13 protein-coding genes are annotated in these 18,055 nt (G+C 70.5%); 2 read left to right on the forward strand and 11 right to left on the reverse strand.

Translation table 11 applies throughout. The features are described 5' to 3' along the window. Nucleotides 1–80 precede the first annotated feature (80 nt). The 3 genes from IM697_RS34900 to gabT all read right to left on the reverse strand — a co-directional run bounded on the left by IM697_RS34900 (nt 81) and on the right by gabT (nt 4,054). On the reverse strand, nt 81–1,526 hold the full coding sequence (locus IM697_RS34900) for an aldehyde dehydrogenase family protein (RefSeq protein WP_194040078.1): 1,446 nt from the start codon (nt 1,524–1,526) through the stop codon (nt 81–83). A 161-nt stretch (nt 1,527–1,687) separates the two neighbouring features. Further along, on the reverse strand, nt 1,688–2,497 hold the full coding sequence (locus IM697_RS34905) for a phosphatase PAP2 family protein (protein WP_228045081.1): 810 nt from the start codon (nt 2,495–2,497) through the stop codon (nt 1,688–1,690). A 222-nt stretch (nt 2,498–2,719) separates the two neighbouring features. Beyond that, on the reverse strand, nt 2,720–4,054 hold the full coding sequence (gene gabT / locus IM697_RS34910) for a 4-aminobutyrate--2-oxoglutarate transaminase (protein WP_194040080.1): 1,335 nt from the start codon (nt 4,052–4,054) through the stop codon (nt 2,720–2,722). Nucleotides 4,055–4,294: 240 nt separating this feature from the next. On the opposite strand from gabT, the gene IM697_RS34915 reads away from it, so the two are divergent. Continuing rightward, nucleotides 4,295–6,391, forward strand: a complete 2,097-nt coding sequence (locus IM697_RS34915; protein ID WP_194040081.1) for an ATP-binding protein — start codon at nt 4,295–4,297, stop codon at nt 6,389–6,391. A 96-nt stretch (nt 6,392–6,487) separates the two neighbouring features. Then, entirely contained in the window at nt 6,488–8,167 is a 1,680-nt protein-coding gene (locus IM697_RS34920) for a PucR family transcriptional regulator (protein ID WP_194040082.1), read from the forward strand. 45 nt (nt 8,168–8,212) lie between these two features. Here the strand turns inward: IM697_RS34920 and IM697_RS34925 are convergent, their stop codons facing one another. The 8 genes from IM697_RS34925 to IM697_RS34960 form a co-directional block, all read right to left on the reverse strand. Then, on the reverse strand, nt 8,213–10,006 hold the full coding sequence (locus IM697_RS34925; RefSeq protein ID WP_194040083.1) for a chitinase: 1,794 nt from the start codon (nt 10,004–10,006) through the stop codon (nt 8,213–8,215). Nucleotides 10,007–10,104: 98 nt separating this feature from the next. Then, nucleotides 10,105–10,557 carry a bifunctional DNA primase/polymerase gene (locus IM697_RS34930; RefSeq protein WP_194040084.1) on the reverse strand — a complete coding sequence of 151 codons (453 nt, stop codon included), beginning with the start codon at nt 10,555–10,557 and terminating at the stop codon, nt 10,105–10,107. A 113-nt stretch (nt 10,558–10,670) separates the two neighbouring features. Beyond that, nucleotides 10,671–12,089, reverse strand: coding sequence for an NAD(P)/FAD-dependent oxidoreductase (locus IM697_RS34935; RefSeq protein ID WP_194040085.1), 1,419 nt, complete (start codon nt 12,087–12,089; stop codon nt 10,671–10,673). Nucleotides 12,090–12,111: 22 nt separating this feature from the next. Next, the gene (locus IM697_RS34940; RefSeq protein ID WP_194040086.1) at nt 12,112–12,912 is read right to left on the reverse strand and encodes an ABC transporter permease; all 801 of its coding nucleotides are present in this window, start codon (nt 12,910–12,912) and stop codon (nt 12,112–12,114) included. Continuing rightward, entirely contained in the window at nt 12,913–13,842 is a 930-nt protein-coding gene (locus IM697_RS34945; protein ID WP_194040087.1) for an ABC transporter permease, read from the reverse strand. It lies immediately after the preceding gene. Then, the gene (locus IM697_RS34950) at nt 13,842–15,005 is read right to left on the reverse strand and encodes an ABC transporter ATP-binding protein (protein ID WP_194040088.1); all 1,164 of its coding nucleotides are present in this window, start codon (nt 15,003–15,005) and stop codon (nt 13,842–13,844) included. The genes IM697_RS34945 and IM697_RS34950 overlap by 1 nt, the downstream gene beginning before the upstream one ends. 7 nt (nt 15,006–15,012) lie before the next feature. Beyond that, nucleotides 15,013–16,260, reverse strand: coding sequence for an ABC transporter substrate-binding protein (locus IM697_RS34955; protein WP_194040089.1), 1,248 nt, complete (start codon nt 16,258–16,260; stop codon nt 15,013–15,015). Between the two features lie 83 nt (nt 16,261–16,343). Beyond that, complete coding sequence (locus tag IM697_RS34960) at nt 16,344–17,879, reverse strand: gamma-aminobutyraldehyde dehydrogenase (RefSeq protein ID WP_194040090.1); 1,536 nt, start codon at nt 17,877–17,879, stop codon at nt 16,344–16,346. Nucleotides 17,880–18,055 lie beyond the last annotated feature (176 nt).

Genomic DNA, 18,055 nt, shown 5'->3' on the forward strand with positions numbered 1-18,055 from the left:
AGGAAGGGGTCCGGCACCGGAAGGCATCGGTGCCGGGCCCCTTCAGGAAGCCCAGACTAGCTGAAAATGGTTCCCATTTACTAGAGAGCGAGGCCCGTGAGGACCATCACCCGCTCGTAGGTGTAGTCGTCCATCGCGAACTTCACGCCCTCCCGGCCGACGCCGGACTGCTTGGCGCCGCCGTACGGCATCTGGTCGGCGCGGTAGGACGGCACGTCGCCGATGACGACACCGCCGACCTCCAGCGCCCGGTGGGCACGGAACGCGGCCTGGAGGTCATGGGTGAACACACCCGCCTGGAGGCCGTACTTGGAGTCGTTGACGGCGGCGAAGGCGGCGGCCTCCCCGTCGGCCTTCTGCACGGTGAGGACCGGCCCGAAGACCTCCTCGCAGGCGAGCGTGACGTCGGCCGGTACGTCGGTGAGGACGGTCGGCGCGTAGGAGGCGCCGTCGCGCTTGCCGCCGGCGAGAAGGGTGGCCCCGGCGGCGACGGCTTCGTCCACCCACGTCTCCACGCGCTTGGCGGCGTCCTCGCTGACCAGCGGCCCGACGTCGGTCGCGTCGTCGCTCGGGTCGCCGGTGACCTGGGCCTCGACGGCGGCGACGATGCGCGGCAGGAGGCGGTCGTAGACGGACGCGTCCGCGATCACCCGCTGCACGGAGATGCAGGACTGGCCGCCCTGGTAGTTGGAGAAGGCGGCGATGCGGCCGGCGGCCCGGTCCAGGTCCTCGTCGGAGGCGAAGTCGGCGAGCACGACCGCCGCGCCGTTGCCGCCGAGCTCCAGGGTGCAGTGCTTGCGCGGCACGGAGTCCATGATCGCGTAGCCGACCTTCTCGGAGCCGGTGAAGGAGATCACGGGCAGCCGCGGGTCCTGCACCAGCGCGGGCATCCGGTCGTTCGGCACCGGGAGGATGCTCCAGGAGCCGGCCGGAAGCTCGCTCTCGGCGAGCAGCTCACCGATGAGGAGCCCGGAGAGCGGGGTGGCCGGGGCGGGCTTCAGGACGATCGGGACGCCGGCGGCGATGGCCGGGGCGATCTTGTGGGCGCACAGGTTGAGCGGGAAGTTGAAGGGCGCGATGCCGAGGACGACGCCCTTGGGGAAGCGCCGGGTGAGGGCGAGCCGCCCCTGGCCGCCGAGGTCGGTGTCGAGCCGCTGGGCCTCGCCGCCGTTGAACCGCCGGGCCTCCTCGGCCGCGAAGCGGAACACGGACACGGCGCGGCCGACCTCGCCGCGGGCCCACTTCATGGGCTTGCCGTTCTCGGCGGAGATCAGCCGGGCGATCTCCTCGGTCCGCTCGACGAGCCGCCTGCTGACGTGGTCGAGGGCGGCGGCACGCACATGGGACGGGGTCGCCGCGAACTCGTCCCGGACGGCGTACGCGGTGGCCACGGCCTCCTCGATCTGCGCGTCGCTGGGCACGCTCACGGTGCCGACGACCCGCCCGTCCCACGGAGAGGTCACATCGAAGCTGTCCTCGCCGCTGACCTGGCGGCCGGCGAGCCAGAAGGCGTGGGTGGCTGTCACCTTCTCTTTTGGCATGGTGAGTCCCGGCCCTTCCGCGTTTGGGGATGTCCTGGTGTTTCGTGGTCCACGGTAGGGCGGTGCGGGCCCAGCGGTGTTTGTCCGGGGTGTAGTGGTGGCGGCGAGGGGTGCGCCGTATTGGCGGAATCGGACCTGGGCCCGGCTTACGGCTGGGGCCTCGAACTCCGGCCCAGGAACAGCCACAGCCCGACGAGCAGCACCGTGCACAGAGACCAGCTGCCCACCACGTCCAACGGCCAGTGGTAGCCGCGCCGGACGAGCCCGAAGCCGACGCCGAGGTTGAGGACGGCGCAGAGGGCGAGCAGCGCCCGGCGGGCGGGGGCTGAACTCAGCCACGGCAGGAGCAGCAGCGTCGCGGCACCGTAGGCGATGGCGGCCGTGGCGGTGTGGCCGGACGGGTAGTAGCCGGTGGCGGGCGGCACAGCCGGGGTGCCGGGGCGGTCGGTGAGTTCCTTGAGGGGGACGATCAGCGCCGGGACCAGGGCCATGAGGGCGGCGGCCGCGGTGGCCGGCCACCACCAGTGGTGTGTACCAATGCGGTGATGCCGCCAGGTGACGTACGCCAGGGCGACGGCCAGCACGGGCACGGCGACCGGCACATTGCCCAGGTCGGCGAGGAACTCGGAGACGCGGTCGGGATGGATGAGGGCCCGGCCGGCCGCCTCGTCGAGGTCGGCCAGCGGGCCGTCGGCCACGACCTGCCAGGTGATGAGCGTGAAGAGAAGGGCGGGAAGCCCGAGAAGCCCGAGAAGGAGAAAGAGGGAGGTCGGCCGCCCCGGAACAGGGGGGGTGGTTCCGGGGCGGCCGTCCGGATCGGATGGTCGCGCGCCCCGGGGGGTTTGGGGCGGGCGACTGTCCGATCGGTGAGGAGATCCGGAGCCGGAAGCTCCGGGTGTGTGCGCGAGGGCACGACCAGGTCGAAGCTGGGGAGGCCTCGGCCCGAAGTCGCCCAGAGTCCCCTCTGGGCGGGGTGTATCTCTCATCTGCTTAGAACCTACGACAGGGCGATGGGGTTAGACAGACGGAATCGCGTCCTGCCATCCACCTCGCACACCTTCTTCACACGCTCTGACGGTAGCCGCCCCAGCCCCGGAACCACGGATGGCGCCGGGACCGGGGCGCAAGGGGTTCCCGGGGCCGGGAACCTGGTGCTCACCAGTGGTTTTGCCGTGACCTCAGATGCGGGTGAAGGCCTGCTCGATGATGTCGAGGCCCTCGTTCAGCAGGTCCTCGCCGATGACCAGCGGGGGCAGGAAGCGCAGCACGTTGCCGTAAGTGCCACAGGTCAGGACCAGCAGGCCCTCGGCGTGGCAGGCCTTGGCGAGCGCGGCGGTCGCCTCCGGGTTCGGCTCCTTGGTGGTGCGGTCCTTGACCAGCTCGATGGCGATCATGGCGCCACGGCCGCGGAGGTCGCCGATGATGTCGAACTTCTCGGCCATGGCGGCGAGGCGGGCCTTCATGACCGCCTCGATGTTCTTCGCCCTGGCGTTGAGGTCGAGCTCCTTCATGGTCTCGATCGCCCCCAGCGCACCGGCGCAGGCGACCGGGTTGCCGCCGTAGGTGCCGCCCAGGCCGCCCGCGTGCGCGGCGTCCATGATCTCGGCGCGACCGGTCACGGCGGCGAGCGGAAGACCACCGGCGATGCCCTTGGCCGTGGTGATCAGATCAGGAACGACGCCCTCGTCCTCACACGCGAACCACTGCCCCGTACGGCAGAAGCCGGACTGGATCTCATCCGCGACGAAGACGATCCCGTTGTCGGCGGCGAACTTGCTGATCGCCGGGAGGAAGCCCTTGGCCGGCTCGATGAACCCGCCCTCGCCGAGGACCGGCTCGATGACGATCGCGGCGACGTTCTCCGCGCCGACCTGCTTGCTGATCTGGTCGATGGCCTGCGCGGCGGCCTCCGGGCCCGCGTTCTCGGCACCGGTCGGCCAGCGGTAGCCGTACGCCACCGGCACCCGGTACACCTCGGGCGCGAACGGCCCGAAGCCGTGCTTGTACGGCATGTTCTTGGCGGTCAGCGCCATGGTCAGGTTGGTACGCCCGTGGTAGCCGTGGTCGAAGACGACGACGGCCTGGCGCTTGGTGTACGACCGCGCGATCTTGACGGCGTTCTCGACGGCCTCGGCGCCGGAGTTGAACAGCGCCGACTTCTTGGCGTGGTCACCGGGCGTCAGCTCGGCCAGCGCCTCGGCGACGGCGACGTAGCCCTCGTAGGGCGTGACCATGAAACAGGTGTGGGTGAAGTCGGCGAGCTGCGCGGTCGCGTTGCGTACGACGGCCTCGGCGGAGGCGCCGACGGACGTCACTGCGATGCCGGAACCGAAGTCGATGAGCCGGTTGCCGTCGACGTCCTCGATGATGCCGCCGCCCGCGCGCGCGGTGAACACGGGCAGCACGGAGCCCACGCCCTGCGCGACCGCGGCGGTACGGCGGGCCTGCAGCTCCTGCGACTTCGGACCGGGGATGGCGGTGACGACGCGGCGCTCCTGAGGAAGGTCGCTCATGAGGGGCTCCTGGGGGTTTTGCGGACGCTTGTCTTGTTCTTTTCTCGCAGGCTAGGGGCGGGAGCGGGGGGTGGGCATGCTCCATGTGGGCGTTGTCGGGAGGGCATGTTGTCCGTGGTGGACATGGCGTTCGCGAAGACACCCGGCCGTGTAAGCGGTGAACTCCCCAGGGGAGGGCGTTAGATTGACTCGCTGATGGTGGATGCCACGGATGGAACGGCTGGTCAGGGGGCAAGGGCGATGGACAGCGACGGGACGCAGGACGCGCGGGGCACGCATGCGACGCCTGTGCCGCGATCACGCTCCGCCGTGCCACCGATGCCGTCGGCGCCGCCGGTTTCGGGTGGTTCGGCGTTTTTGGCTTGGCTACGGACGCCCCGACCGGAGGCGGCACCCGGTGTATGGCGGTTCGGGCATGTCCCTCGGCCGGATCAGGAGCCGGAAGAGATTCCGACCCGGCAGTTGCTGAGCGGGGCTCTGGTCGCGTTTCTCGTGGGGTGGCTGATCTGGTCTCTGTTGTCGAACGGCTACCTCGGAGGCTGGTGGTTCATTCCGTTCGACCTGATCGTCCCCGACTCCTGGCGCGGTAGCGACAGCAGGGTCGGCAACCTGTTGCTCTACGACGGCTACGACCTGCTCGTCGTCCTGATCATCATGATGGCCGCGGGCAAACTCGGCCGCTGGGGAGAGGTCTGGCGGCGGTTCGTCGCGCCTCGTCTGAAGCGGCCCGAGCGCCAGCAGGAGCCCGCGATTCCTCCGGAGGACCCCTCGTCCTGGCCGGCGATGCGGGCCGCCGGGGCCGTCGATGCTGCTGAGCGGCTTGCCGGTGATGCGCGGTCGGGGGTGATGCGGGACGTCGACTACGCCCGGATCGCCCGTGCCTGGCAGGGCGTGCGCAGTGGGCGGCACGACCTGGCGACCTTCAGGGGTGCCGTGCTCAAGGACGGCGCCGCCGCCTGTCTGCACCCCTCCGGCGAGCGCGACCTGCCCTCCCGCGTCGCCCGGCACGACCTCGTCAGCGGCCAGGTGCGGCTCGGCACGACCGCCGACGACCCGCGCAATCCGTACGCCTATCGCGGCACCGGCCTGGGCCTGGGCCCCGATCTGCTCGGCACCTCCCTGCTCGCGGTCGGCCCGGCCGGGTCCGGCAAGACCGGTACCGTGGTGCGGCCGCTCGCCGAGTCGCTGTGTCTGCACGCGCTGGCCGGGCGGGCCTCGGTGGTCGTGGTCGGCGCGGCGGGCGCGGGGCTGGGACCGGCCGACGGGTATGACGTCGTCGTACAGATCGGGAACCCGGACTCGGTCTACGACCTGGACCTGTACGGCGGCACCAGCGATCCCGACGAGGCGGCGGCTGTGCTCGCCGAGGCACTCGTCGGGGATCTCGCCGATCCGCATCCGGGCAGCGACAGCCGCCGCTCCACGACCGTGCTGGCCCAGCTCCTCGGGCCGTTCCGGGCCGTGCACGACCGCTTCCCGTCCGTGCCCGAGCTACGTCAGCTCCTGGACGGCTCGACCGACGCGCTCGGTGCGCTGCGCACGGCGCTGCAGGGCTCCGGACAGGAGTCGCTCATTCGCGAACTGGACGCCCGGGAGCGGCAGTTGGGGCACCCGGGCGATGTGGCGGCCGCGCTCGCGGACCGGGTGGCGCTGCTCGACCGGCCGGCGTTCGCCGGGTTCTTCGACACGTCCGGGCAGTCGCGGCCGTTCACGCTGAAGTCCCTCGACCACCCTGTCCGGGTCCGTATCGACCTGCCTGCGCGCGGGCACGCCGAGGCCTCCCGGATGCTGGCGCGGCTGGTGCTGGCCCAGTTCACGGCGAGTGTGGCGGTACGGGAGGACCGGTCGCTGTTCGCGTGCCTGGTGCTGGACGACGCCACCGGGGCCGTGACGCCCGAAGCCGTGCGGGGCATCCAGCGGCTGCGGTCGGGCAACGCCGGCGCCGTGCTGACGCTGCGCACCCTGGACGACGTACCGAGGCCGCTGCGCGGGCCGCTGCTCGGGGCCGCCGGGTGCCGGATGGCGCTGGCCGGGGTGACGCCCTGGGACGGTCAGGACTTCGCCGAGGTCTGGGGCAAGGAGTGGACCGAGGCGCGGGACGTCACCGACCGGCAGATCATCGCGGAGACACCGGCCGGCAAGGCGGTGCACGCGCTGCGGCGGGTGATCACCGGAAAGGCGCCGACCGCGCGTGCGGTGACGGTCCGCCAGGTCGAGCGGGAGCGCTGGTCGGCGTCCGAGCTGGCGCACGGGGTGCCGCCGGGGCACGCCGTGCTGTCGCTCACCAATGTCCAGGGCGAGCACGCGCCGCCGCTGCTGGTGGATCTGCGCGGATGAAGTGACGAGGTGACCGTACGGTGAGGCAGAATCGTCACAGGCCGTTCATACACGGCGGCCAAAAGATCACGACGATCACATCCCTCTGAAGGTCTCATGCCCCCGACCCTCGCCTCGCTGGTCCACCACTCCGCGCTCAAGCTGACCGTGCGGGCGGGCGAGGACCGTCTGGACGTCCCCGTCCGCTGGGCGCACGCGAGCGAGCTGGCCGACCCCGTCCCTTATATGGAGGGCGGCGAGCTGCTGCTGATCACCGCGCTGAAGCTGGACGCGGAGAACCCCGAGGCGATGCGGCGCTATGTGCGGCGCCTGGTGGGCGCGGGCGTGGTGGGGCTCGGCTTCGCGGTGGGCGTCCACTACGAGGACGTCCCCAAGGCCCTGGTCGACGCGGCGGCGCAGGAGGACCTGCCGCTGCTGGAGGTGCCGCGCCGCACCCCCTTCCTCGCCATCAGCAAGGCGGTGTCGGCGGCCATCGCGGCGGAGCAGTACCGGGCGGTGACGGCGGGCTTCGCGGCCCAACGGGAGCTGACCAAGCAGGCGTTGACCGACGGCCCGGAGGGGCTGCTGACCGCGCTGGCCTCGCAGGTGGACGGCTGGGCGGCGCTGTACGACGCCTCCGGTGCCGTCGTCGCGACGGCACCGGAGTGGGCGGGCCGGCGGGCGGCGCGGCTCACGGCGGACGTGGAGCGGCTGCGGGAGCGGCCCGCGCCGGCGTCGTCCGTGGTGGGCGGCCCGGAGAACGAGGACCGGGTCGAGCTGCACACCCTGGGCACGGGCCGTCGGCCACGGGCGGCGCTGGCCGTCGGTACGGCGGCCGCGCTGGGCACGGCGGAGCGCTACGCCGTGCACTCGGCGATCGCCCTGCTGACCCTGACGACCGAGCGTTCACGCTCCCTCCAGGCGGCCGAGCAGCGGGTCGGCGCGGCCGTGCTGCGCATGCTGCTCGCCGGCGAGCCCGACCATGCGCGGGCGGTGGCGGGGAATCTGTACGGCGACCTGTTGGACACCCCCTTCCGGGTGATCGTCGCGGACGCGGGGTCGGTGTCGGCGGCCCGGGTGGTGGACTCCGGGTCCCGGGTGACGCTCACCGAGCCGACCGCCCAGCCGCTGGTCGCCGTGTCCGACACCAACGGCGATCCCCTGGGCGCCCTCACCGAGATCGTCGAGTCCGCGGCGGCCCGGGCCGGCGAGGCGGTGCTGGTGGTGCCGGAGGGTGAGGGAGAGACGGCGCGGCTGGTGGTGCTCGCGGCGGACGAGGGCGCGGCGGTGTCGGAGTGCGCGCGGTACGCGGCGGCGTTGGAGGCGGCGCGGTCGGGGGCCGTACCGGAACAGGCCGCGGGCACCGCCGAGGACGAACTGGTCGTCGGGCTCTCGGCACCGGCCGGGCCCATCGCCGCGGCGGCGGCGTACAAGCAGGCCGAGCAGGCGCTGTCGGTGGCGCGGCGGCGGGGGCGCGTCTTCGTGGAGCACGAGCAGCTGGCGGCGGGGTCCGTGCTGCCGCTGCTCGCGGACGACGCGGTGAAGGCGTTCGCGGACGGGCTGCTGCGGGCGCTGCACGAGCACGACGCGACCGGGCGGGGGGATCTGGTGGCCTCGCTGCGGGCGTGGCTGTCGCGGCACGGGCAGTGGGACGCGGCGGCCGCCGATCTGGGTGTGCATCGGCATACCCTGCGGTACCGGATGCGGCGGGTGGAGGAGATTCTGGGGCGGTCGCTGGACGACGCGGATGTGCGGATGGAGCTGTGGCTGGCGTTGAAGGCGACGTCGTCGGAGTAGGCGTCGAGGCGCCTGCTCCGTCAACGCGAGCATGCCGGGCCGCCGTCAGCCGAAGTAGCCGTCGAACGTCCGCTGGAACTCCCAGCCCCCGTACCGGTCCCAGTTGATCGACCACGTCATCAGCCCGCGCAGGCCCGGCCAGGTGCCGTGGGTCGCGTAGGAACCGCAGTCGGTCTTCTTCGTCAGGCAGTCGAGGGTCCTGGTGACCTCGGCCGGCGGGACGTGACCGTTGCCCGCGTTGGCCGAGGCCGGCATGCCGATCGCGATCTGGTCGGGGCGCAGGGGCGGGAAGACGTTGCTAGCGTCGCCCGCGACCGGGAAGCCGGTGAGGAGCATGTCGGTCATGGCGATGTGGAAGTCGGCGCCGCCCATGGAGTGGTACTGGTTGTCGAGGCCCATGATCGGGCCCGAGTTGTAGTCCTGGACGTGCAGGAGCGTCAGGTCGTCGCGCAGGGCGTGGATGACCGGGAGGTACGCCCCCGCCCTCGGGTCCTGGCCGCCCCAGGGGCCGGTGCCGTAGTACTGGTAGCCGAGCTGGACGAAGAAGGTCTCGGGGGCCATCGTCAGCACGAAGGCGTCGCCGTAGCGGGCCTTGAGGGTCTTCAGCGCCGAGATGAGGTTGACGATCACCGGGGTCCTGGGGTTCTTGAAGTCGGTGTCGTCGGCGTTCAGGGCGAGGGAGTGGCCCTCGAAGTCGATGTCCAGACCGTCGAGGCCGTACTCGTCGATGATCTTGGAGACCGAGGTGACGAAGGTGTCCCGCGCCGCCGTGGTCGTCAGCTGCACCTGGCCGTTCTGACCGCCGATGGAGATCAGCACCTTCTTGCCGGCCGCCTGCTTGGCCTTGATCGCCGCCTTGAAGTCGGCGTCGGACTCGACGTTCGGGCACTCGGTGGCCGGGCAGCGCTCGAAGCGTATGTCGCCCGAGGTGACCGAGGTGGGTTCGCCGAAGGCCAGGTCGATGACGTCCCAGCTGTCGGGGACGTCGGCGAGTCGGGTGTAGCCGGAGCCGTTGGCGAAGCTCGCGTGGAGGTAGCCGACCAGGGCGTGCGCCGGGAGGTCGGTGCCGCCGCCGTCCGGTCCCTCGGTGGTCGTGGCCGTCACCGTGGCCGACCTCGCCGACTCGCCCGCCTCGTTCTCCGCGGCGACCTGGAAGCGGTACGCCGTGGCGGGCGAGAGGCCGCCGATTGTCGCCGAAGTGCCGGTCACCGTCTGAGCCTTGGCGCCGTCGCGGTAGACCGCGTAGCCCGTCGCGCCGGGCACCGGCGACCAGGACAGGGCGACGGTGGATGCGGTGACCGCGCCCGTCTTCAGGCCGGTCGGCGCCGCGGGCGGTTGGGCGGTGTCGCCGCCCGGGCCGACGAGGGTGATGTCGTCGGCGTGGTAGGCGCCGGTGCCGTACCAGCCGTGGGTGTAGATGGTGACGCGGGTGGTGGCGGGGCCCGTGCGGAAGGCCGTCGTGAGCTGTTGCCAACCGGGGGCCGACTGGGTCCAGGTGGAGACGTCGGTGGTGCCGGTGCCGCTCGCGCCGAGGTGGACGTAGGAGCCGCGGACGTAGCCGGACAGCGTGTACTGGGAGTCCGGTCGCACGGTCACCGTCTGGGCGCAGCGCGCGTTGTCGGCTCCGGCCGGGGTCGCCTGGAGGGCCGAGTCGCCGCTGCGGACAGGTGAGTTGACGGTCGTGCCGGCCGTGCAGGTCCAGCCGTCGAGGCCGGCTTCGAAACCTCCGTTGCGGGCGAGGTCCGCGTCTGCCGCACGGGCGGCCGACGAGAGCGCGGTGAGGCCGGGCAGGGTCAGTGCCGCGGCGGTGAGGAGGGCGAGGGGTCTGAAGCGATCCACAAGTGCCTCCGGGCATGGGGGATTTGGAGGGTGGAGTCAGGGTGGAGCCGCCCTCAACTTGGTCCAGACCAATTGCCCTTGTCAAGGGTTCGCGCAGGCTAGCGGTCCTCCTCCGCGGCCAGCCCCGCCGCCGCCTCGTGCATGGCCAGTTCGAGGAGGGCCGGGTCGGTGAGGGTGCCGGTGCCGTCCGGTGGGACCAGCCAGCGGATGCCGCCGGTGGCACGGCCCGGGTACGGGACGACGATCCAGGTGCCGGCCCCGGCCGTGCGGATGCCGGTGCCGAGCCAGCGGGCGGCCGTGCCGGGCGGCACGAAGAAGCCCATGCGCGAGTCGCCGAAGTCGACCAGGACCGGACCGAGTTGGTCGAGGATGCGAGTGAGGACGTCGAGGGTCGGATAGCCGAGTTCGCCCGGCAGGATGAGTACGTCCCAGGCCTTGCCGGCCGGCAGCAGCGCGACCCCGAGGGGGTTGCGTTCCCACTCCCAGCGGCAGGCCTCGGGATTCGGAGCGGCGGATGCCAGCCACTCGACCGCCGTCTTCGCCCCTGTCATGGCGGTGACCTCCCTGTCTGTCGTGGACGCTGGTCGCGTCACGAGGGAGAGGGGGGTCACCCGGCCGGCATTACGCGGGTTTTCCCGACCAGTTCAAAGTGACTTGGATCACATCAGCTGTCGAAGCCGAGGCCCAGCCGGTCCATCGTCCTCAGCCACAGATTGCGCCGCCCGCCGTGCGCGTCCGCGCGGGCCAGCGACCACTTGGTGAGCGCGATGCCGGTCCAGGCGAAGGGCTCGGGCGGGAACGGCAGCGGCTTCTTGCGGACCATTTCCAGCTGTGTGCGCTCCGTGCGCTCCCCCGCCAGCAGATCCAGCATCACGTCGGCGCCGAACCGGGTCGCGCCGACGCCGAGACCGGTGAAACCGGCCGCGTACGCCACGTTGCCCTGGTGGGCGGTGCCGAAGAACGCCGAGAAGCGCGAGCAGGTGTCGATCGCGCCGCCCCACGCGTGGGTGAAGCGGACGCCCTCCAGCTGCGGGAAGCAGGTGAAGAAGTGCCCGGCGAGCTTGGCGTACGTCTCCGGGCGGTCGTCGTATTCGGCACGGACCCGACCGCCGTACGGGTAGATCGCGTCGTAGCCGCCCCAGAGGACGCGGTTGTCGGCGGAGAGGCGGAAGTAGTGGAACTGGTTCGCCGAGTCGCCGAGGCCCTGCCGGTTCTTCCAGCCGATCGAGGACAGTTGCCCGGCGCTGAGCGGCTCGGTCATCAGGGCGTAGTCGTAGACCGGGACGGTGTAGGCGCGCACGCGCCTGACCAGGTTGGGGAAGATGTTCGTGCCGAGGGCGACCTTGCGGGCGCGGACCTGGCCGTAGGGGGTGCGTACGGCCATGCCGGCGCCGTACGGCTTCAGGGTGAGGGCGGGGGTGTGCTCGTGGATGCGGACGCCGAGGTCGAGGCACGCCCGCTTCAGTCCCCAGACCAGCTTGGCGGGGTTCAGCATGGCGACACCCCGGCGGTCGTACAGGCCCGCCCGGAATGTCGGCGAGTCGACCTGTTCCCGTACCGCGTCGGCGTCCAGGAACTCCACGCCGTCGGCCAGCCCCTGGCGTTCGAGCTCCTCGTACCAGTCCCGCAGCTCCCACGCCTGGTACGTCTCGGTCGCGACGTCGATCTCGCCGGTGCGCTCGAAGTCGCAGTCCAGGGAGTAGCGGGCGACCGCCTTCTCGATCTCGTCGAGGTTGCGGGCGCCCAGCTCCTGCAGCTGGTGGATCTCGTCGGGCCAGCGGGCGAGCCCGTTGGGCAGCCCGTGGGTGAGGGAGGCGGCGCAGAAGCCGCCGTTGCGGCCGGAGGCGGCCCAGCCCACCTCGCGGCCTTCCAGCAGCACCACGTCCCGCTGCGGGTCGCGCTCCTTGGCGAGCAGCGCGGTCCACAGTCCGCTGTATCCGCCGCCGACGACCAGCACATCGCAGGTCTCGGCGGTGGTGAGGGCGGCCTCGGGACGGGGGCGGCCGGGGTCGTCCAGCCAGTACGGGACCGGCTGGGCATCGGAAAGCGACTTCGTCCAACGGGTCATGGCGCTTGGGGCCATGATTTCAACTCCCTACCGGGGTTTATGCCTTCTGCTTGTTCCGGCGATTACTGATGATCATCGAGGTCAGGACGAACAGTACGGCGACGACGAACATGGCCGTACCGATGACATTGATCTGAACGGGCGTTCCGCGCTGTGCCGATCCCCAGACGAACATCGGGAAGGTGACGGTGGAGCCCGCGTTGAAATTGGTGATGATGAAATCGTCGAAGGAGAGCGCGAAGGCGAGCAGCGCGCCCGCCGCGATTCCGGGGGCGGCGATCGGCAGGGTGACCCGGACGAACGTCTGGAACGGTCCGGCGTACAGGTCCTGCGCGGCCTGCTCCAGCCTCGGGTCCATCGACATCACACGCGCCTTGACGGCGACCACGACGAAGCTGAGGCAGAACATGATGTGGGCGATCAGGATCGTCCAGAAGCCGAGCTGGGCGCCCATGTTGAGGAACAGGGTGAGCAGCGAGGCCGCCATGACGACCTCGGGCATCGCCATCGGCAGGAAGATCAGCGAGTTGATGGCGCCACGGGCGCGGAAGCGGTAGCGGACCAGCGCGAAGGCGATGAGCGTGCCGAGCAGCGTGGCGCCGAGCGTCGCCCAGAACGCGATCTGAAGGCTGATCGCCAGCGAGTCGCACAAGCCGGAGACTCCGCACGGGTCCTTCCAGGCGTCCGTGGAGAACTCCTGCCACGCGTAGTTGAAGCGCCCCTTCGGTTTGTTGAAGGAGAAGATCGTCACGACGACGTTGGGCAGCAGGAGATAAGCGAGCGTCAGCAGTCCCGCGATGACGACGAGATTGCGCTTGAGCCAGTTGACGACGGTCATTTAAACCAGATCCTCCGTGCCGGCCCTGCGGATGTAGAGCGTCACCATGACGAGGATGGCGGCCATGAGAATGAAGGAGAGCGCCGCGGCCGTCGGATAGTCCAGAATCCGCAGGAACTGCGTCTGGATGACGTTTCCGACCATGCGGGTGTCGGTGGAGCCGAGCAGGTCCGCGTTGACGTAGTCACCGGCCGCCGGGATGAAGGTCAGCAGGGTGCCGGAGACGACGCCTGGCATCGACAGCGGGAAGGTGACCCTGCGGAAGGTGGTGACCGGCTTGGCGTACAGGTCGCCGGCCGCCTCGTGCAGCCGTGGGTCGATGCGCTCCAGCGAGGTGTAGAGCGGCAGCACCATGAACGGCAAGAAGTTGTACGTCAGACCGCACACCACCGCGAGCGGTGTGGCCAGCACCCGGTCGCCCTCGGTCATGCCGAGCCAGCTGGTGACGTCCAGGACGTGCAGTGTGTTCAGGGCGCCGACCACCGGGCCGCCGTCCGCGAGGATCGTCTTCCAGGCGAGGGTGCGGATCAGGAAGCTGGTGAAGAACGGCGCGATCACCAGGATCATGATCAGGTTCCGCCAGCGGCCGGCCCGGAAGGCGATCAGGTAGGCGAGCGGATAGCCGAGGATCAGGCACAGGATCGTCGCCGAGCCGGCGTAGAGCACCGAGCGCAGGAACTGCGGGTAGTACTCGGACAGCGCGTCCCAGTAGGTCGCGAAGTGCCAGGTGACCTGGTAGCCCTCCTCCAGGGAGCCCGTCTGCACGGACGTGGAGGCCTGGTAGATCATCGGCATCGCGAAGAAGATCAGCAGCCACAGGATGCCGGGCAGCAGGAGCCAGTACGGCGTCCAGCGGCCCCTCTTGCGCGGCGGCTTCTTCTCGTCGGCCGCCGGGGACAGCGGCGGTGGCGCCTCGGTGAGTGTCGCCATCAGACCGCCGCCTCTTCCTCGGTGCCGGCGGAGCCCACTGTCCCAGCAAGCAGGGACTGGGCCGCGTCGAGGCCGAAGGTGTGCGCCGGGTTCCAGTGCAGGACGACATCGGCGCCGGGCACCAGCCGGGCGTCGCGGTCGATGTTCTGGGCGTAGACCTCGAACTCGGGGCAGACGGGGCTGTCGACGACGTACTGCGTGGAGACGCCGATGAACGAGGAGTCCGCGATCCTGCCGGTGATCCGGTTGCGGCCCTCGGGGATCTCCCCCGCCTCGTCGGCGTGGGTGAGGGAGATCTTCTCGGGGCGTACGCCGACCAGGACCTTGCCGCCGGTCGTCGTGGGCGCGCCGCACCGCGACTCGGGCAGCACGAGCTTGCCGCCGCCCGCCTTCAGCACGATGTCGTCGCCGCTCTTGGAGTCGACCTCGGCCTCGATGAAGTTCGAGGTGCCGAGGAAGTTGGCGACGAACGTCGTGCTCGGGTTCTCGTACAGGTCGTTCGGGGAGCCGAGCTGTTCGACGCGGCCCGCGTTCATCACGGCGACCGTGTCGGCCATGGTCATGGCCTCCTCCTGGTCGTGCGTGACGTGGATGAAGGTGATGCCGACCTCGGTCTGGATGCGCTTGAGCTCGAGCTGCATCTGGCGGCGCAGCTTGAGGTCGAGGGCGCCGAGGGGCTCGTCGAGGAGGAGCACCTTGGGGTGGTTGATGAGGGCCCGGGCGACGGCCACCCGCTGCTGCTGGCCACCCGACAGCTGATGCGGCTTCTTGCGGGCCTGCTCGCCGAGCTGGACGAGGTCGAGCATCTCCTCGACCTGCTTCTTCACGCTCTTGATGCCGCGCCGACGCAGGCCGAAGGCGACGTTCTCGAAGATGTCGAGGTGCGGGAAGAGGGCGTAGGACTGGAAGACGGTGTTCACCGGCCGCTTGTACGGCGGGAGTGCGGTCACGTCCTGCTCGCCGAGGTGGACGGTGCCGGAGGAAGGTTCCTCCAGACCGGCGATCATGCGCAGGGTGGTGGTCTTGCCGCAGCCGGAGGCGCCGAGCAGGGCGAAGAAGGAGCCCTGGGGGACGGTCAGGTCGAGCGGGTGTACGGCGGTGAAGGAGCCGTAGGTCTTGCTGATGCCGGAGAGGCGGACGTCGCCGCTGGTGTCGTTCGTCATGGTGTGGTCACGCCCCTGTGAGCTTCGCGAACTTCTCTTCGTAGGCCGTCTCTTCCTTCGAGCTCAGGGAGCGGAAGGCGCGGGACTTGGCCTGCATGGCCTTGTCGGGGAGGATCAGCGGGTTGTTCGCCGCGTCCTCGTCGATCTTCGCGAGCTCTTCCCGCACGCCGTCCACGGGACAGACGTAGTTGATGTAGGCGGCGAGCTCGGCGGCGGCCTTCGGCTCGTAGTAGTAGTCGATGAGCCGCTCGGCGTTCGTCTTGTGACGGGCCTTGTTGGGGACGAGCATGTTGTCGCTGGACGTCATGTAGCCGCTGTCCGGGATCAGGAAGTCGATGTCCGGGCTGTCGGCCTTGAGCTGTACGACGTCACCGGCCCAGGCCAGACATGCCGCGAAGTCGCCGCTGGTGAGGTCGGAGGTGTAGTCGTTGCCGGTGAAGCGGCGGATCTGCTTGTTGTCGACGGCCTTCTGGAGGCGGGCGACGGCGGCGTCGTAGTCGTCGTCCGTGAACTTCGCGGGGTCCTTGTCCATGTCGAGCAGCGTCATCCCGATGGTGTCGCGCATCTCGGTGAGCAGCCCGACCCGGCCCTTGAGCCTGGGGTTGTCGAGCAGATCGGACAGCGTCTTCACCTCGACGCCGTCGAGCGCCTTCTTGTTGTAGGCGATGACGGTCGAGATGCCCTGCCAGGGGTAGGAGTAGGCCCGTCCCGGGTCCCAGTCGGGGTCGCGGAACTGCGGGGACAGGTTGGCGAAGGCGTGCGGCAGGTTGGACGGGTCCAGTTTCTGGACCCACCCGAGCCGGATCAGCCGTCCCGCGAGCCAGTCCGTCAGGACGACGATGTCGCGGCCGGTGTCCTGCCCCGCCGCGAGCTGCGGCTTGATCTTCCCGAAGAACTCGTTGTTGTCGTTGATGTCCTCGGTGTACTTGACCTTGATGCCGGTCCGCTTCGTGAACTGCTCCAGCGTCGGATGGCGCTTGCCGCTGTCGTCGACGTCCATGTACTCGGTCCAGTTGGAGAAGGAGACCTGCTTCTCCTGGGCCGAGTGGTCCTCGGCGGACGTGCCGCCCTCGGTCTTGCCGGCCGCGGGGATCCCGCAGGCGCTGAGCGTCCCAAGGCCGCCCACCGCGAGCGCGCCGCCCGCGGAGGCGCGCAGCAGGGAACGGCGGGTCATGGCGGCCCGGCCGTTGCTCAGGCTGCGCCGCATGGCGGCCACTTGGGCCGGGGACAGGCGGTCGGGCTCGTACTGCTCCATGCGCGTGGTGCCCTTTCGGAGGAGGGAACGGCCGGGCGAGGGTCGGGCGCCCGGCCGCGCCTGCTGATCTGGTGCCTATCTGGCTATCGGTCCCCGAAGACGGTGCGGTGCCAGTCCTTCGCGGCCACCGCGGTGTTGTCGAACATGACGTGCTTGATCTGGGTGTACTCCTCGAAGGAGTACGCGGACATGTCCTTGCCGAAGCCGGACGCCTTGTAGCCGCCGTGCGGCATCTCACTGATGATCGGAATGTGGTCGTTGACCCACACGCACCCCGCCTTGATCTCACGGGTGGCACGGTTCGCCCGGTAGACGTCCCGGCTCCACGCGGAGGCGGCGAGCCCGTACGGGGTGTCGTTGGCCAGCCGGATCCCCTCGTCGTCACTGTCGAACGGGAGCACGACCAGAACCGGCCCGAAGATCTCGGACTGGACGATCTCGGTGTCCTGGGCGGCGTCGGCGATCAGGGTGGGCCGGTAGTAGGCGCCGTTCTCGAGCTCGCCCTGGGGGGCCTCGCCGCCGGTCACCACGCGCGCGTAGGAACGCGCACGCTCGACGAAGCCGGCGACCCGGTCGCGCTGGACGTGGGAGATCAGCGGGCCGAGGTCGGTGCCCGGCGCGAACGGATCGCCGAGCCGGACACTCTCCATGAGGGCGGCGGTCCGCTCCACGAACGCCTCGTACAGCGGTCGCTGCACGTACGCGCGCGTGGCGGCGGTGCAGTCCTGCCCGGTGTTGATGAGCGAGCCCGCGACGGCGCCGTGGGCGGCGGCCTCGAGGTCGGCGTCGTCGAAGACGACGAAGGGCGCCTTGCCGCCCAGCTCCAGGTGGATCCGCTTGACGGTGCCGGTGGCGATCTCGGCGACGCGCTTGCCGACGGCGGTGGAGCCGGTGAAGGAGGTCATGGCGACGTCGGGGTGTCCGACGAGATGCTCACCGGCCTCCTTGCCCGTCCCCGTGACGATGTTGACGACCCCGTCCGGGATCCCGGCGTCGGTGGCGGCTTGGGCGAACAGCAGCGAGGTCAGCGGGGTGAGCTCGGCGGGCTTGAGCACGATGGTGTTGCCCGCGGCGATGGCCGGGAGGACCTTCCAGGCGGCCATCTGGAGGGGGTAGTTCCAGGGCGCGATGGACCCGACGACGCCGATGGGCTCACGGCGCACGTACGACGTGTGGTCCCCGGAGTACTCCCCCGCGGACTGCCCCTGCAGCTGCCGTGCCGCACCGGCGAAGAAGGACGTGTTGTCGATGGTCCCCGGCACGTCGAACTCACGGGTCAGCTTGAGCGGCTTCCCGCACTGCAGCGATTCGGCGCGGGCGAAATCCTCGGCGCGTTCGGCGAGCACGGCGGCGAACCGGTGCAGCGCGTCGGAACGCTCGCCGGGGGTGGCGGCGGCCCAGGCCGGGAACGCCTCGCGCGCCGCGGCGACCGCGGCATCGACGTCATCGGCACCGGCCAGGTCGTACGTGTACACCTCCTCGCCGGTGGCAGGGTCGACGACGGCGTGGGTACGCCCCGAGGTCCCCTTCGCCGATCGGCCCGCGATGTACTGCGCGCCGTCCGCGAAGCGGTCCTGGGCCGGGAATCGTTCCGGGGTGGCGGTGCCCGGGTTGTGCATGTCGCTCCCTCCGTGCCCCATGAGGGGGCCGGCGTGGCTCAGGCTCGATTTGACTGCCGATCCTGGCAGAGCAGATGGACTCCAACAAGTGATTCCGTTGTTGCCTTTTGATTACGCGACGGAATCTGTCGACCAGGTGTCGAGTGGGCCTGGAAAACCGAGGACGGGTTGTCGGT

The sequence above is a fragment of the Streptomyces ferrugineus genome (assembly GCF_015160855.1).
In the GTDB taxonomy this organism is placed as follows: Bacteria; Actinomycetota; Actinomycetes; order Streptomycetales; family Streptomycetaceae; genus Streptomyces; species Streptomyces ferrugineus.

Coding starts and splice junctions, on each gene's coding strand:
- IM697_RS34935 (WP_194040085.1), bottom strand. CDS start 12,089: ATGGCCCCAAGCGCCATGACCCGTTGGACGAAGTCGCTTTCCGATGCC.
- IM697_RS34955 (WP_194040089.1), bottom strand. CDS start 16,260: ATGGAGCAGTACGAGCCCGACCGCCTGTCCCCGGCCCAAGTGGCCGCC.
- gabT (WP_194040080.1), bottom strand. CDS start 4,054: ATGAGCGACCTTCCTCAGGAGCGCCGCGTCGTCACCGCCATCCCCGGT.
- IM697_RS34915 (WP_194040081.1), top strand. CDS start 4,295: ATGGACAGCGACGGGACGCAGGACGCGCGGGGCACGCATGCGACGCCT.
- IM697_RS34950 (WP_194040088.1), bottom strand. CDS start 15,005: ATGACGAACGACACCAGCGGCGACGTCCGCCTCTCCGGCATCAGCAAG.
- IM697_RS34960 (WP_194040090.1), bottom strand. CDS start 17,879: ATGCACAACCCGGGCACCGCCACCCCGGAACGATTCCCGGCCCAGGAC.
- IM697_RS34940 (WP_194040086.1), bottom strand. CDS start 12,912: ATGACCGTCGTCAACTGGCTCAAGCGCAATCTCGTCGTCATCGCGGGA.
- IM697_RS34920 (WP_194040082.1), top strand. CDS start 6,488: ATGCCCCCGACCCTCGCCTCGCTGGTCCACCACTCCGCGCTCAAGCTG.
- IM697_RS34945 (WP_194040087.1), bottom strand. CDS start 13,842: ATGGCGACACTCACCGAGGCGCCACCGCCGCTGTCCCCGGCGGCCGAC.
- IM697_RS34930 (WP_194040084.1), bottom strand. CDS start 10,557: ATGACAGGGGCGAAGACGGCGGTCGAGTGGCTGGCATCCGCCGCTCCG.